Below are 14,658 nucleotides of genomic sequence, written 5' to 3' on the forward strand. Positions count from 1 at the left end.
GAAAATGATGAACGGATATGGTTCGGCGATGGGTTGGACGTGGTTGTTCTGGCTGCTCCTGATTATCGGCATTGTCCTGCTGGTCATCTTTGCCGTGCGAGCCTTTTCCGGGGGCATCACCCGGCCTAGGACCGGCCGGCGTCCAGGAGCGGGTACGGAACCCCTCGGCACTGTGGGTGAGACTACCGCCCGACGGATTCTGGACGAACGCTACGCCAAGGGAGAATTGAGCACCGAAGAATACCGCGAACGGCTCAACGTCCTCAGGGACGATACCTGATGCAACCCCTCAGCCGCCGCAGTGCCTTGTTCCTGGGAGGTGCCGGGGTCGTGGCCACCGCAACGGGTGCGGCAGGCCTGTTGTGGGGACAGGGTCCTGGATTCCAAGCCGCCGTCGGCCAGGAACTGATCGAACCACAGGCCCTGCACAGTGCCGATGGCCGTCTTCAGGTGAAACTTTCAGCGGCTCTGGGCCAAATGCGCATCGCAGGCAAGGACGCCACTGCGCTGTCCTATAACGGGTCCCTACCCGGCCCCACTCTATTTCTGCAGGCCGGGGACCGGGTCAACGTGACGCTGGAGAACAAGCTGGCGGATCCGACCAACCTCCACGTCCACGGACTGCACGTATCCCCGCGGGGCAACAGCGACAACGTGCTGGTTTCAATCGAACCGGGAACGTCCTTTGACTATGAATACCGGCTGCCGGTGGACCATCCGCCGGGTGTGTACTGGTACCACCCGCACCGCCACGGAAGCGTCGCCGACCAGATCTTCGGCGGACTGTACGGGGCGATCATCATCGAGGACTCCCAGCCCGTACCGGTAACCCGGGAACGGGTCCTAGTCATCTCCGATATCTCCCTCACTGAGGGCGGCTCCATCGCGGCCGTGTCGGAGATGGAAAAAATAATGGGCCGGGAGGGTCTCATGGTCCTGGTCAACGGCCAGCTGAGCCCGGCGCTAACCGCCCGGCCTGGCGAGCGTGAACGGTGGAGGATCATCAATGCCTGCAACTCCCGGTACCTGAAACTGCGCCTAGATGGCCAGCACCTGCAGCTGCTGGGTCTGGATTCGGGCCGCTTCCAGAGTCCCAGGGACGTTGAGGAGGTGTTGCTGGCCCCGGGCAATCGGGCTGATCTGCTTGTCACCACCGCCATAGGGACTGCCATCCTACGTACCCTGCCCGTGGACAGGGGAAGCATGGGATCCATGATGGGCGGCAACAACGGAGGTGGACAATCCCGGCCTGGCCCGGACGGAACCGTCTTGGCCACCCTTTCTGTTACCGGCGCACCGGCCGTTGGGCTGGGGCCCGTCCCTACCCAGCCGGCACCGCGGGATCTGCGGGCCACCCCGGTATCCGCCCACCGGGAGCTAGTCTTCGCCATGGATATGGGCATGAACGGCGGTGGGATGGGCGGTGGGATGGGGTCGGGGATGATGAGTTTCACCATCAACGGCAGGCCGTTTGATCCGGCAAGGGTCGACACCACGGTCCCGGCCGGTGCCATCGAGGAATGGACCCTGCGGAACACCAGCCCGATGGACCACCCTGTGCACCTGCACGTTTGGCCGATGCAGATCATCGAACAGGCCGGCCGGCCCGTGGATAGCGTCGTGTGGCAGGATGTGGTCAACGTCCCGGCCCGCAGCAGTGCCCGGGTCCGGATCGCCTTCGATGACTTCACCGGCAAAACCGTCTACCACTGCCACATCCTGGACCACGAGGACAGCGGCATGATGGGCCTGATCGAAGTCCGGTAACCCAGCGGCCTTACAGTTCTTTGCATGATTGAGAAAACCGATGAAGGAGCACAACAATGAGCTACGCACACACCATCACCGTCGCCCTGCCCTACGCCGAAGCAGTAACCCGGACCCGTGAAGCCCTCTCGGAGCAGGGCTTCGGCGTTCTCTGCGAAATTGATGTCCGCGCCACCTTCGAGGCCAAGCTCGGCTCCGATGCCGGCCAAGGCCTAGGCGACTACCTCATCCTGGGCGTCTGCAATCCTGCCCTAGCGCAGAAAGCTCTCGCCGCGGACCCTGACATGGGACTGCTACTGCCCTGCAACGTCGTGATCAGGCGCGGATCCGACAGCGACACCACCGTTATCCAAGCCATCGACCCGCAGACAATGGTGCAGCTTAGCGACGCCCCAGCAGTCGCCGAAGTCGCCGCCGACGCCGATCACCGACTCCTGGCAGCCCTAAAGGAACTCGAAACCGCCTAAAGACCTGGGCCGGCCTGGGGAAGAACAACCAAGGGGTGAAGGTTGGGAACATTTGCCTCAGCTGTGGCCTTTGTGGCGCCAGGGCCGTTGGTGTCATTGCCCTGATGAGGCCGGCCCGGATACGAAGCTGGAACGCTCCCGGAGGGGGAGAAGTTTGGGTTCCTGTGTTGGCCGGGCCTCTTCGCCCGGGTCCTGATTCAGGGCAGCGTTGCGGCCATGGATGCGCGCACGGCGTCCAGAGCGTCCGGGGGGGAAATCCACGGCCCCGCCCAGGGCGGTGGCCTCGAGTTCGGCTTCGGTGCTTTCCTCGATAGCAACAACGAGACGGGCGGTGCTCAGAGGGTCGGACCCGAATACCAACAGACCGTGGTTGGCCAGCAGGACGGCGGAAGTTCCTGGGTTGTCCTTGAGCGCTTCGGCGATGCCGCGCACGGAGGTATCTGATCCGCGCGGCCCCCAGGGAATGACCGGGACCGGTTGGGCCTGGCCGAACCGCAGCAACGGTCCGCCCGGCAGGACAGCGGCTTTTGGGCGAGGGCAAACGCGGTAGCGGCCGGGGAGTGGGTGTGGATTACGGCGCCGGTTTCCGGGCGTTGGGTGTAGATAACGGTGTGCATGGCCACGATTTCGGTGTTCTCGGGTCCCAGCGTCCCTTCCAGGTCTTCTCCGGCCAGGCTGACGGTCGCCAGCTGGTCGGCCCGCAGGTTCCGCACGGCGCCGGTGGCCGTCAGGACGAACCGGTCCCCTTCTGTTCGGGCACTGAGGTTGGCGTTTCCGGAGTGTGACATCACACCTTAAGCGAACAGGTGCCTGGCCGCGGCAAGGATAGCTTCCTTGCTCTCTGTGAGGCTGGGATGGTTGTTGGTGTTCATGGTTTCTGTCCTCGGTATCTCGGTTTCTCTCAACGGCAACTGCAAAAATTCCTGGTCGTGTCCATGTCCATGCTGCGTAGCAGAGGGGGTGCGGACCTACCATTTTTGGTATGCTGCCGCCAGGCGCGTGGCGGACCGATTGTCAACCCGTTCCAGTTTTTGTCTCATTAGATCGTCTGGTGTGTGAGTGCGCTGGTGTGTCTATTCTCCGGCGGCGGTGGACGGTCCACGGCGGGGGTTGAAGAGGGGACGGCAGCTCACGCATGTGCCTTGGTCTGTTGCACCGGTTTCATCGGTGGACGGTGTGAGAGCACTGCGTTCGCGGGACAGGCGGGTGGCCAGGGCCCGGGCCAGCAGCGCTGCCGCGGCGATGCCCAGGACCGGCTGTATCAGCTCGGCCAGCAGGGCCGGGGAGCTGCCGGCAAACACTTGGGTCAGCAGGTTATCACCAGAGGACGGGCCGGTGGCCAGGGCCGTGCCGGCCAGCGGGTATCGCACAGCGTCGCCTCCGCACCGATGGGCGCACGGACATAACTGGCAATAAGGAGACCGGCGAGCATGGCGGTGACGGCAACAAGGGGGTAATCCCACCACGGGACGGGAATGCCCGGGCCGGAAAAAGCGGCAGGCCGGGCCCCGGAAAGAAACCCGCCGGCAGCGGTAAGCCCCGCCAGTACCAAAAGCGTGGCGGTGGCCGCCACTACCCAGCGGGACCACTGCCAGCGCCGCAGCACCGTCGCCGTCCGTACTGCCCGCAGGCCTGCCCGGGCAAGCCGCCTCCCGGTGGCCGGCGGAGCGGTGGATCTCCCGGCCGTGCCCTGCGGGTGTCCGATGTGGTTCATGCGCAGAGTCCTGACGTGGCATACGAGGGTGGAAAAGGATGGCGGCGCACGGGGTGGTTAGGCTTGCTGCTGGGCCTGGGCACCGCTGTCGCGAGCTGTTTGGTGGGGTGTGGATGGCTCCAATGGACCTTTTGGGGCCTCAGGCTGACTGGCGCGATGCCAGTTTGGCCTGGACCTCGGTCATGTCCAGGTCCTTGATGCGGTCGATGAGCTCATCCAGGGAGGAGGCATTCAGCGCCCCGGGTTGGGAGAGGACCAGGGTTCCGTCACGGAACGCCATGAGCGTTGGGATGGAGGTGATGGAAGCGGCGGCGGCCAGGCCCTGTTCGACCTCCGTGTCGACCTTGGCGAAGACGATGTCCGGGTGCTTTTCGGAGGCGGCGCTGAAGGTGGGGGCGAAGGACCGGCAGGGACCGCACCATGCGGCCCAGAAATCCACCAGCACGATGCCCTGGCCGGTGACGGTGTCCTCGAACGTTTTTTCGGTGATATCTATGGTTGCCATAGCCAAAATAATATACCCCCTGGGGTACAGTATGCAAGAATCAGCAAAGACGCAGGGCGGCAGGCAGAGGCCGCCCGCAGAGGGGAAGGAATCAACTATGAATGAGTCATTACCGCCTCCTATGGGAGCACGGGAGTGGGATCGGCGCTACAGTGGAACCGCCGTCGTGTGGGGCCATCAGCCCAACCGGTGGGTCGCAGCGGAATTGAATGGGCTGCCCCCTGGCCGGGCGCTGGACCTGGGGGCCGGGGAGGGCCGGCACGCGGTGTGGTTGGCAGGGCGCGGTTGGGAGGTTGAAGCGGTCGACTTTTCCGCCGCCGGCCTGCAGGCCGGACGCCGGCAGGCCACGGCCGAGGGCGTGGGGGACCGGATCACCTGGACCGTCGCGGACGCCACGGCCTTTGCCGCCGCTCCGGACAGCCTGGACCTAGCGCTGCTGGCATATCTGCAACTGCCCGAGGACCTGCTGGAAAACGCCGTCGCCTCAGCCGCGGCCGCCCTGACCGCAGGGGGCCGTTTCCTGCTGGTCAGCCACGATTTGGCGAACCTGGCCGGAGGCAACGGAGGCCCGCAGGATCCGGACGTGCTGCAGACCCCGAAGCAGGTCAGCGACTGGCTGGCAAGCGCCGGGCTGACGGTTCTCACCGCCGAGACCCGCTCCCGACCGGTGGCCGGGTCCCTCAGGCCGGCACTGGACTGCGTCGTGATGGCCATCCGCGAAGAACAGCCACCGGCCACCAGCCCTTGCCGGTAATACCCTTGGGGGTATAAAATTGGTTCATGCCTGCCGTTTCATTTGAAAGATAAGGACACCCGCCATGAAGAGCATCAGTGTTGACGAGCTGGCCGCCCAGGGAACCGGCGCGCCTATCATCGACGTCCGCGAGGACGAGGAGTACGCAGAGGCCCGGGTACCCGGGGCAAAGAGCGTCCCGCTCTCCCGGCTCGCAGCGTCAATGGGTGATATTCCACCTGGACGCCCGGTGTATTTGATGTGCGCCTCCGGGGGTCGGAGTTCCCGCGCTGCCGCCCACCTGAGCGAGCATGGCTATGACGCGGTGAACGTCATGGGCGGCATTACCGAGTGGTATCGCAACGGCCACCCCGTCACCTACGGCACCGTCAAGTAGCGAACACGTGCCCTGCCCTGGCCGGTCCCTCGGCAACGGCCCCAGGGAAGGCTACCCACCCTTATGTGGGGGTCGGGACCGAAAATACCACCATCAGGAGAGCGCAATGTCCACCACAGCCCAGACCCCACCAGCGGCAGCCCTCGGCCTGGCCCATGCCCCGGTGCAGTCTGCCGGTCAGCGGAAGAACCGTTCCGTGCTGGGCCGCCCAGCGCAGGGCGGTTGTAGCCCGGGTCGGATCTTGGTCCCGGCTGTCGCGGCCGGGACGGAGCAGCGGCGGACGGTGAACCGGCTCAGGAAGGCCCACGGCCAGCTCGGCGCGGTGATCGCGGCGATGCAGTCAGGGGCGGGTTGCCCGGTCTTGATTCCCCAGCTCTCCGCCGTCCGGGCTGCCCTGGACTAGGCTGGCTTCTCCATCATTTCCACCGCGATGCGCGACTGCCTTACCGGCGCCCCGGAGGAGGGGGACGGGACCGCCGGTCCGGGAGCACTGTCGCTGGAGGAGATCCACAAACTCTTCCTCCCCCTCGCCTGATCACCAACTCCCAAGCAACAGTGCCCCTATCTGCTTCCACTCCACACCTCCGGCGCCTAAGGCATCCTGAACGGGATGGCTGGGCCGGGGAGCACAGAAAGGTTTTACTTTGACAGACATCAGTACTTCATCTTCACCGACAGGAGGGGTGGTTCCGGCCGGGCGGGCCGGGCTGGTCTTTCACGGCACCGGACCGGATCCGGGCACCTGGCTGCCGAATGTGCTCCGCGCAGCGTCCAACGCCGCCGAGGACCTCGGCGCCGGCACCGACATCCATGTCGTGATCCAGGGCCCTGGCGTTGCCTTGCTGGTCCCGGGCCACGCCGCCGCGGACCAGCTGGAGGCCCTGCTCAGGCGCGGGGTAAAAGTCCTGGCCTGCGGAAACAGCCTCCGCTCGGTCGGCCTCGAGGCCACAGGCCTCACTGCCGGGGTGGGAACCGTACCTGCCGCCGTGGGGTATCTGGCCCGCCTACAGTGGGCCGGTTGGGCTTACATCAGGCTCTGATAAGACAACAGGGGGCAGGTGGGGTGATGACCAGCCCGCGCCGTGCCGTAGCGCCGATCGCTTCGGCCCGTACCCCGGACCCTGTTGAGGGGGGCGCCATGGCGTTCCGCTAGTTGATATAGGAGAGTGAGGACATGGTGGACGTTGTTGTTATTGAAACCCCGCAGTTGGGGGACCGCAGCTACCTGGTGCATGACGGGGACGTGGCCCTGGTCATTGATCCGCAGCGTGACACCGATCGGGTCGATGCCGCAGCGCGGGATGCGGGGGTGAGGATCACCCATGTGACCGAAACCCATATGCACAATGATCACCTCACCGGTGGCCTGGAACTGGCGCGCGCCCACGGGACAGTGTAGTTGGTGAACGCTGCCGACCCGGTCCCGTTTGAGCGCGAACCGGTTATCGATGGGCAGCTTGTGCGGATCGGCGGGCTCACACTCAAGGCCGTCGCCACCCCCGGGCACACCAATACGAACCTGTCATACATCGTTCGGGACAGAGAGAAGGAAGCGGTGTTCTCCGGCGGGAGCCTGCTCTACGGGTCGGTGGGGCGCACCGACCTGGTCGCCCCTGAAGACACAGTCGGGCTGACCCGGGACCAGTACGCCTCAGTGCGTGCGCTGGCCCACGAGGCAGACCATAGCGCGGACATGTTCCCCACCCACGGCTTCGGTTCTTTCTGTTCCTCGGGCCCGGCTACTGGGGCCGGGTCCTCCACTGTCGGTGAGTAACTGCACGTAAACCACGCCCTGACGGATGCCGATGAGGAGCACTTCGTCCAGGAGCTGATCGCGAACCTGAGCGCGTACCCGTCGTATTACGCCCACATGGGCCCGGTCAACACCCAGGGTCCGGGCCCGGCGGACCTCGGCGTTCCCGAATCCGTGGACCCTGCCGAGCTTCGGCGCCGGCTCGAAGCCGGCGAATGGGTTGTGGATCTCCGTCAGAGGGTCGCGTTCGCGCCCAACCATCTCCAGGGCAGCATCAGCTTTGAATACGGAGACGGGTCCAGCTTCACAACCTACCTCGGCTGGATACTGCCTTGGGGTGAGCAGGTGACCCTTCTAGGGTCCCGGGAGGATGTGGAGAACGCAATCCGGGACCTCTCACGCATTGGCATCAACTCCCCAGAGGCCGCCCTGGGAACCGACCCACAGGCCCTGGCCCCGGATGCCCCCACAGCGTCCTACCTCCGGACCGGTTGGGAGGAAGTGCTGACCGGGTGCGGAGCGGGCGAAAAGGTCCTGGACTGTGAGTCGCGTCGATAAGTGGCGTGGTTTTGACCGCGGTTAGTGGCCGATAAGGAGTGCGTCATGGGCGTCGACGATCTCGGCTGCTTGGTTCCCCTCTCTCCTGCCTGGTGGTTGGCATCCTTGGAGGCCGTACAAAGGTTGTCAAAGGACTCCGAAAATTACAGAAAATATCCGTCTCGTATCCCATGGGTTTCAAGACAGTCGGTCGAGACACTTTAGGATCCTCAGTTGTGAATCGCATAGCTATATGGCAGCAAATTCGCAGCGCTTAATGGCCGATTAACAGGGGTTCTCTTGTGGCGTTAATGTTCTCAGGGAGATTGGATGGTGGCGTGAGGTTTTTTGCGCAGCCGGATGATTCGCAGGATGATGCCAGCTACGAACATGAGGATGCCAAGCCCCACGGACAGCGGCGGAAGGGTTGCAATCAAGACCACGCAGGCCAGCGCTCCAAGGACCTGGATGGCTTTGGGGTAGCGGCGGTCCGTGGCGGGTTGGGTGAAAGCGGCGATATTGGCCACCAGGTAGTAGATGAGCACGCCGAACGAGGAGAAGCCGATCGCCCCGCGCAAGTCCGCGACGGAGATGACCGCGCAGATCACCACGGCCAAGGTCGCCTCGGCCCGGTGTGGGGCCTTGTAGCGGGGGTGGATCGCGGCAAGCCAGTGTGGCAGGTCATGCTCGCGGGCCATGGCAAGGCTCGTACGCCCCAGCCCGGCGATGAGCGCCAATAACGCCCCCAGCTATGCGAGGGCCGCGCCGATCCGCACGATTGGTCCGGCCCATGCCCAGGAACCGGCGCCGACGGCCGCGGCCAGGGGTGTGGGAGTCCCAGCTACCCCATCCGGGCCCAGGGCTGCCAGGATGGTGACCGCGATGACGGCATAGACCACAACGGTAATGGCTAGGGCGATTCCGATCGCGCGGGGGATGGTCCGTTTGGGGTCACGGACTTCCTCACCCATCGTTGCGATCCGGGCGTAGCCGGCGAACGCGAAGAACATTAGTCCGGCGGACTGTAGGATCCCATACGCTCCGTGAGCCAGCAACCCGTCTCCGAGAACAGTGGCCGGATTTGCCACTGAGCCGCCCCATGATGCCGCCATGGCGATTGCCAGGGCCGCCAGAACGGCAATGACCAGGATGCGCGTGAGCCCCGCCGTTCGGGTTACTCCGTGATAGTTCACCGCGGCGAGCACGATCACGGCGGCGATGGCGACTGGGCGCTGCCAACCGGCTGGCGCTGCGTAGGCGGCGAAGGTCATGGCCATGGCCGCGGCGCTGGCGGTCTTACCGATCACGAAGCCCCACCCGGCCAGGTAGCCAGGCCATGGGCCGAGGCGTTCACGGCCGTAAATATAGGTCCCACCCGAAGTCGGGTAGATGGCAGCGAGCTGGGCTGAGGAGGTGGCATTGCAAAAGGCCACCAGGGCTGCGACGGCGAGCCCGACCAGCAGACCGGACCCGGCAGCGGCAGCAGCCGGGGTGAAAGCTGCAAAAACTCCTGCCCCGATCATTGAGCCCAGCCCAATGACCACAGCGTCAAAGGTGCCCAGCCGGCGGGCCAGGCCCTGGGGGCTACTCATAACTGTTCTCTTTCGGTAGGCTGTGGAAGGATTTCGGCGGCGAGTTCGGCAACGGACCGGCGGCCCTCACCCAGTGCGTCCAGGCCTGCCTTCGTGGCCCGGTAGACCCGGCGCGGCCTGCCGCTGACGACTTCCGGGCGGGAGAGGAGCAGGCCCTCTTCCTCCATTCGATGCAGGGTCGGATACAGGGTCCCGGGGGAAATGGAATACCCGTGGGTGGCCAGCTCTTCGGCCATCCAAGCTCCATGGATGTCTTCCTCCGCGGCGTGGTGGAGGATATGCAGCCGCACCGCCGCACGCATCAATTCACGCATCAAAATCCCCAATCTGTCGATATCCGATATCGGGAAACGATATCTATGGTGGATACTACGTCAGATCCTTCCCCGAATGTCAGCCGGCACGGAGTATTTCCGGGAAACCTTCGACGGCGCTGACCGGACCCATGGCTGCACTGCGTCGCCGTCGACAAGCATGGACCTGGAACGGAACACCGTGCCGCGAAAAGTGCGCATTCCACAAGATCGATGCGTCCGGTAACGAACGTTGACGGAACATGCTGGGGAGGAGACCGCCAAGGCTGTGACTGTCACATGCGTATGATGGGTTAGCTGCGGATTTAACTGCAGCTGGCTTGGTTGTTCCGCCTTTCGGGCCGAACCGCCAAGCCCAACCGCGTCGTGGTGGTAGGTTAGTGTCCGCCTCCGAGTCTCCCTGCCATGCGCTCGCGCATCTTCAGATTGGCCGCATTCAGACCCTCGATTTCGACGGTCTTGCCGTACTTCTTGTACTTTTCGGTGATGGCATCCACTGCAGCGATCGTGGAAGCATCCCACAGGTGCGAGTTGTACATGTCGATGACGATGTGGCTCGGATCCTGCGCATACTCGAACTGGGTGTAGAGGTCGTTGGACGAGGCGAAGAACAGTTCACCGACCACCTCGTACTTGGCGATTTGCTGCCCGAAGTGTTCCTCGATACTTCGCTTCACCGTGACGAAGTGCGCCACGCGCTGGACAAACAGGACCATGGCGGTGAGCACGCCCACACCCACTCCGATGGCCAGGTTGTCGGTGACGACGGTGAAGACCACGGTGGCGAGCATGACCGTGGTTTCGCTCTTGGGCATCATTCGCAAGGTGGAGGCCCTGATGCTGTGCCAGTCGAAGGTGGCCGCTGAAACGAAGATCATCACCGCCACCAGCGCAGCCATCGGGATCAAGGCAACGATGTCGCCCAACGCGACGACCGGGATCAGCAGGAACACGCCCGCGAGGAAGGTCGAGATCCGGGTGCGGGCAACGGAGGCCTTGATGTAGCTTTACCTGCATCCGTTGTACTGACACCGACGCCGCATTACTGCGTGCACGCATGTCATCACCGATATTCACCAGCGAACCTCCAACCCTTTACACGATTCCACTACCTGACACACTGCCGCCCTTGGCCATGTGGCCGGCTTTCCCTGCCTCGGACTACTACGGCGGCTCCGCCCCAAAAACGCCCTTCAACAGGCAAAGTGTCTATCCGCCCCACCAAAACACAGCGGCACGGAACGCGAGGATTCTGGTTCCCTGGTTCACTTGCATTCGATCAGCGAGTGAGGCACCCGGCTTTACCCCTGCGGCATCATCACGGCTACGCCGTAGACCTTCACCGTGATCTCCTGGCCCCAACGAGGCAAACCGAACCAGGAGTTCCCCGCCGCTCCCGCTACCTGTGGAAGAGAACGGGTACGCGCCGCACCCCTGCCCATATTTCCTTGATTTGAGCAGGCACTGATTGAAGAGGTTTAACAACACCGGTTCCTTACGTATACCTTTCCGCCTCGCTCACCAGACCCTGCCCGTCAAGGAATCCCGGACCGTTCCGACTTCGTCACGGCTGCTCCCACGTCACCCATCAATCCATGGGCCCGGCTGCCGTCAGCTTCAACCAGCACCTACGAGTGCCAGCAGACCGAGGTCTCACACCTCCATTCGAACAACAGGCGCCTCGTGGCGCACGTCTCACTTCGGTAGAACCAAACCTCGGATTCAAGCTGAGTTAGGATCTGTTCCGGAGGGGAACCTTGGGTTCTCTTACCGGGTGATCGTTGCGGGCTTTTGGAGAAGGGTGCCTTCGAGGATGCTGCCGTGGAAGGTTCGGGCGGCGACGATGATCCAGGCGGTTACCAGGACGGCGTAGCCGGTGACGGCCATCCACTCGAACAGGGCCAGGTGTGTGTGGGCAGCGAGGCCGGTCAATCCGGTGACGCAGGTTCCGATGGGGAAAGTGAAGGACCACCAGGTTAGGGAGAATGGTAAGCCCTGGCGGGCGGTGCGGATGGTGATGGCGGTTGCGAGGGCTGCCCACATGAGTGCGAAGCCTAGGACTGGAACCCCGTAGAGGACGCCGAAGGCTTCCATCGCCCGGGCTAGGGTCCCGGACACGGCGAAGTGGGCATTCCCGCCCAGCAGATTCGCGGCAGTAATGGACTGGCCTAGTGGACCCAGAACGATCCACAGAGTGGGGACTGCCGCAGCGGCCCCGATCTTATGTTCGGCCAACCGGCTCCAAATCAAGGTGATAATGATGATCGAGGCCAGTAGACTCATTCCAAACATCGCATAGCAGCCCATCAGCAGCGTCATCCGTGCCTGTCCGGCCGGGACGTACGGCAGCAGCAGCGCTCCGGTAGAAGCTGAGACCATCGGTGGGACCACTGGCATCAACCAGCCACCGAACGCGCTGTCCTGTTTGACCTCATGACGAGTGAACTGCAGATACGGGATCGCGACGGCGCTGGCCAGACCTAGTACGGTCCCGGCGGTCCACAACACTACATCAATGCCGAGCGCCAGCTGTTCGCCAAGGATATCTTTGCCCAGCAGCAGGGTCCCGGCCCCGACGGTGAGCAGCGCCATCGGAGGTGCGCCGTAGAAATGCGCCATCACAGGATTCCAGTGGTGGCTTTTGGCAGTCTCTCGGTGCCTGAGCCAGTGCACCCCTGTCGCGGCGGTCAGCAGGATAAGCAGCAATGACGCGAGGGCCCAGACGAGCGTGGCGCCGGTGCGTAAGCCGGGGAACTGCAAGGGAAGCGTCGCAGCGGCAGTCGCGACGATCCCGGTGCCCATGATGGATGCGAACCAGTTCGGGGTCAGGTTCGCAAACAGGTCAGAGGGCCTCTCCAACAGGCGCAGGACACGACGGCCGGTAGTACGTCCTCCCAAGGGCAGTGCCTGTGGTGTGGTGTGGTGTTGTTCGGTGGTCAGTAGCATTGTTCCCATGTCTTCCATGATCCCGGTCTTGGAGCTGCCGCAGTAGGGGGCATAGACTTGTTAGGCTACAAGCCTGACTTGTATCACAAGCGTTCTTTTTGAAGGAGAATCCTCAATGCTCAGTCCTCGGATACCGGAGCTCTCCGCTTTGGAAATGCTCGCTTCAGTTGATGAGCTAGGATCTCTCTCTGCTGCTGGGAAACACTTAGGGCTTTCTCAGCAGGCCGTCTCCTCTCGGATGCGTTCCTTGGAGTCCCAGATCGGGTCGGCGCTGTTGACCCGGACCCCGAGGGGATCCACCCTCACAGAGGCCGGTGTTCTAGTCGCGGGGTGGGCTGCGGAGGTCCTTGCCGCCGCGGAGCGGCTCGATGCTGGGATAGCCTCGCTCCGATCCGACGCCGCTCGTCAGCTGAAGATCGCAGCCAGTCAGACAATCGCTGAACATCTTGTGCCGCTCTGGCTGGTTGCACTGCGCCGGCAGCAGGAGAGTCTGGGGCTCACTCCCACGGTCGTGGAATTGACGGTGGGCAACAGTGAATCCACCGTGGCTATGGTCCGCACCGGACATGCGAGCCTCGGTTTCATCGAAAGCCCCCACCTTCCCCCGGGCCTGAGCGCCGCCGCGGTACAAGACGACGAGATGGTCTTGGTTGTCGCGCCGGAGCATCCTTGGGCGAGGCGACGGACACCCGTCACAACAAGGGAACTGGCAGCAACAGCACTGGTGACCAGGGAACACGGCAGCGGCACCCGAGATGTGCTTGAGCACCTGCTCACGACCGCCGGAGCCGAGACTCTAGCGGAACCGTTGGTGGAACTATCAACAACAGCGGCCGTCCGCTCCGCTATTGCCGCTGGCACAGCCCCCGGTGTGCTCAGTGCACTGGCCGTCCGTGACGACCTTGCCCTGCACCGGCTCGTCGTCGTCCCCGTCCGCGGTCTGCCCCTACGCCGGACACTGACTGCTCTCTGGCAGGCCGGCGGCTCACCTCCTCTAGGGCCGGCCAGAGATCTGACAGCCATCGCCGCCAGTGTTTTACCAATATCCGGCACCCGCCGGAAGGTATGAGACCCGGCGGCTTCGGAGCAAAGAGCGTGATCAAAACGTCCCCCGCCCGATGGTCGCAGAAAAGTAGGAAGCGCTGTCTAAAGCAGTCGATTTCGAGTCTTACTTGGCACAGGTGCGGACCTCACCGATCCGCACCTTTCTGCCAGCAGCCACAGCACGATTTGCCGCTAACCGTCAGAAGAACCTGGCCGAAACCAAGGGTGCCGTGGTCCCCGCCGTCTCAGAAGTACTTTTTGTCCGCGTCCACAACGCCAGCAGGTTCCAGATGGCCGCCGTTTTAGTGGATGCGTGTTAGTTAGCCAGTATTGGTGTTGGGGCCTTGAAGGTAGGCCATTAAACGGGGCCAAAATGGAATCATGTGGCTGCCACAAGGGCCGCCTGACGTGGGGTGTGACTGGCAGGTTGCATTGATTCTCAGCCATCCAGTACGGCATTACTGGTGCGGGGGTAAGGTTAGTTTTTCCTTATCGGCGGCCGGTACCTGAGTTGGCCATTATTTTATCGAACCGCAAGAGGCGACAGTATGCACTGCCTTGGCTCGGACCGTGGAGAAACTGACGATGGCAATGGTGCCCACAATTAATAGGTAACGAAGTTATAACTTTTGGCTCGATGTCCGCTAAGCTAATAAAAATACATACCCCAGAAGGGTATGTTCGTGTGCCGCTTCGCCAAACCCCGTCGGCGGACCGCGACTATTCAGCTTCTTGACGGGGGCGGAGGAACCACCATCGGCGCCATAGTGCGCCTTGGGGTGAAGCCCACCTGACACATCATGGATCTCACATGCGTGTGTTGGGCGGGCCGGGCAGGCACCTCGCCCGAATCCGACAGCTAACTTCGCCGGCGTCGAGAGGATTGCCA

16 protein-coding genes, 3 pseudogenes and 1 riboswitch are annotated in these 14,658 nt (G+C 63.4%); of the genes and pseudogenes, 11 read left to right on the top strand and 8 right to left on the bottom strand.

The features are described from left to right. The first annotated feature begins 4 nt into the window (after positions 1 to 4). Genes AAFM46_RS02240 through AAFM46_RS02250 form a run of 3 tightly spaced genes read left to right on the top strand, consistent with a single transcriptional unit; the run spans position 5 to position 2,234 of the window. Complete coding sequence (locus AAFM46_RS02240) at positions 5 to 280, top strand: SHOCT domain-containing protein (protein WP_343319279.1); 276 nt, start codon at positions 5 to 7, stop codon at positions 278 to 280. Beyond that, positions 280 to 1,767 (top strand): multicopper oxidase family protein, encoded by a 1,488-nt coding sequence (locus tag AAFM46_RS02245; RefSeq protein ID WP_343319281.1) that lies wholly within the window; start codon positions 280 to 282, stop codon positions 1,765 to 1,767. Before AAFM46_RS02240 ends, AAFM46_RS02245 begins: the two co-directional genes overlap by 1 nt. Positions 1,768 to 1,823: 56 nt before the next feature. Further along, positions 1,824 to 2,234 (top strand): DUF302 domain-containing protein, encoded by a 411-nt coding sequence (locus tag AAFM46_RS02250; RefSeq protein ID WP_343319282.1) that lies wholly within the window; start codon positions 1,824 to 1,826, stop codon positions 2,232 to 2,234. A 93-nt stretch (positions 2,235 to 2,327) separates the two neighbouring features. Here the strand turns inward: AAFM46_RS02250 and AAFM46_RS02255 are convergent, their stop codons facing one another. Continuing rightward, entirely contained in the window at positions 2,328 to 2,735 is a 408-nt protein-coding gene (locus AAFM46_RS02255) for a class II aldolase/adducin family protein (RefSeq protein WP_343319284.1), read from the bottom strand. Positions 2,736 to 2,761: 26 nt separating this feature from the next. Between AAFM46_RS02255 and AAFM46_RS02260 the strand changes: the two genes are divergently transcribed. Next, positions 2,762 to 3,019 carry a hypothetical protein gene (locus tag AAFM46_RS02260; RefSeq protein WP_343319285.1) on the top strand — a complete coding sequence of 86 codons (258 nt, stop codon included), beginning with the start codon at positions 2,762 to 2,764 and terminating at the stop codon, positions 3,017 to 3,019. Positions 3,020 to 3,307: 288 nt separating this feature from the next. Here AAFM46_RS02260 and AAFM46_RS02265 read toward each other — a convergent pair whose 3' ends face one another. The 3 genes from AAFM46_RS02265 to AAFM46_RS02275 form a co-directional block, all read right to left on the bottom strand. Then, positions 3,308 to 3,604 (bottom strand): hypothetical protein, encoded by a 297-nt coding sequence (locus AAFM46_RS02265; protein ID WP_343319286.1) that lies wholly within the window; start codon positions 3,602 to 3,604, stop codon positions 3,308 to 3,310. Beyond that, on the bottom strand, positions 3,541 to 3,948 hold the full coding sequence (locus tag AAFM46_RS02270; RefSeq protein ID WP_343319288.1) for a hypothetical protein: 408 nt from the start codon (positions 3,946 to 3,948) through the stop codon (positions 3,541 to 3,543). Before AAFM46_RS02270 ends, AAFM46_RS02265 begins: the two co-directional genes overlap by 64 nt. 139 nt (positions 3,949 to 4,087) lie before the next feature. Then, positions 4,088 to 4,453: a thioredoxin family protein gene (locus AAFM46_RS02275; protein WP_343319289.1), complete on the bottom strand. Its 366-nt coding sequence runs from the start codon at positions 4,451 to 4,453 to the stop codon at positions 4,088 to 4,090. Between AAFM46_RS02275 and AAFM46_RS02280 the strand changes: the two genes are divergently transcribed. From AAFM46_RS02280 to AAFM46_RS02300, 5 genes and pseudogenes are all read left to right on the top strand, one after another. Next, entirely contained in the window at positions 4,443 to 5,207 is a 765-nt protein-coding gene (locus AAFM46_RS02280; protein ID WP_343320328.1) for a methyltransferase domain-containing protein, read from the top strand. The two genes, AAFM46_RS02275 and AAFM46_RS02280, sit on opposite strands and share 11 nt — an antisense overlap. A gap of 64 nt (positions 5,208 to 5,271) precedes the next feature. Then, a complete protein-coding gene (locus tag AAFM46_RS02285) occupies positions 5,272 to 5,583 on the top strand; it encodes a rhodanese-like domain-containing protein (protein WP_343319290.1) in 312 nt (103 codons plus the stop codon). Between the two features lie 7 nt (positions 5,584 to 5,590). Beyond that, on the top strand, positions 5,591 to 5,986 hold the full coding sequence (locus AAFM46_RS02290) for a metal-sensitive transcriptional regulator (protein ID WP_343319292.1): 396 nt from the start codon (positions 5,591 to 5,593) through the stop codon (positions 5,984 to 5,986). A 241-nt stretch (positions 5,987 to 6,227) separates the two neighbouring features. Continuing rightward, positions 6,228 to 6,623, top strand: a complete 396-nt coding sequence (locus tag AAFM46_RS02295) for a DsrE family protein (protein WP_343319293.1) — start codon at positions 6,228 to 6,230, stop codon at positions 6,621 to 6,623. 137 nt (positions 6,624 to 6,760) lie between these two features. Continuing rightward, positions 6,761 to 7,843 (top strand): annotated as a pseudogene (locus AAFM46_RS02300) (MBL fold metallo-hydrolase); the annotation flags it as partial. Between the two features lie 347 nt (positions 7,844 to 8,190). Here the strand turns inward: AAFM46_RS02300 and AAFM46_RS02305 are convergent. The 4 genes and pseudogenes from AAFM46_RS02305 to AAFM46_RS02320 form a co-directional block, all read right to left on the bottom strand. Continuing rightward, positions 8,191 to 9,465 (bottom strand): annotated as a pseudogene (locus tag AAFM46_RS02305) (APC family permease). Further along, on the bottom strand, positions 9,462 to 9,779 hold the full coding sequence (locus AAFM46_RS02310; RefSeq protein WP_343319295.1) for a PadR family transcriptional regulator: 318 nt from the start codon (positions 9,777 to 9,779) through the stop codon (positions 9,462 to 9,464). Before AAFM46_RS02310 ends, AAFM46_RS02305 begins: the two are co-directional and overlap by 4 nt. Positions 9,780 to 10,156: 377 nt before the next feature. Then, positions 10,157 to 10,780: pseudogene (locus AAFM46_RS02315) on the bottom strand (STAS domain-containing protein); the annotation flags it as partial. Between the two features lie 766 nt (positions 10,781 to 11,546). After that, on the bottom strand, positions 11,547 to 12,743 hold the full coding sequence (locus AAFM46_RS02320) for a TDT family transporter (RefSeq protein WP_343319296.1): 1,197 nt from the start codon (positions 12,741 to 12,743) through the stop codon (positions 11,547 to 11,549). Between the two features lie 97 nt (positions 12,744 to 12,840). Here AAFM46_RS02320 and AAFM46_RS02325 point away from each other — a divergent pair, with 97 nt between their 5' ends. Then, on the top strand, positions 12,841 to 13,794 hold the full coding sequence (locus AAFM46_RS02325; protein WP_343319298.1) for a LysR family transcriptional regulator: 954 nt from the start codon (positions 12,841 to 12,843) through the stop codon (positions 13,792 to 13,794). Positions 13,795 to 13,897: 103 nt separating this feature from the next. After that, positions 13,898 to 14,089 (top strand): hypothetical protein, encoded by a 192-nt coding sequence (locus AAFM46_RS02330; protein ID WP_343319299.1) that lies wholly within the window; start codon positions 13,898 to 13,900, stop codon positions 14,087 to 14,089. A 364-nt stretch (positions 14,090 to 14,453) separates the two neighbouring features. Further along, positions 14,454 to 14,655: riboswitch (cyclic di-AMP (ydaO/yuaA leader) on the top strand. Positions 14,656 to 14,658 lie beyond the last annotated feature (3 nt).

The organism is Arthrobacter sp. TMP15, assembly GCF_039529835.1.
Classification (GTDB): domain Bacteria; phylum Actinomycetota; class Actinomycetes; order Actinomycetales; family Micrococcaceae; genus Specibacter.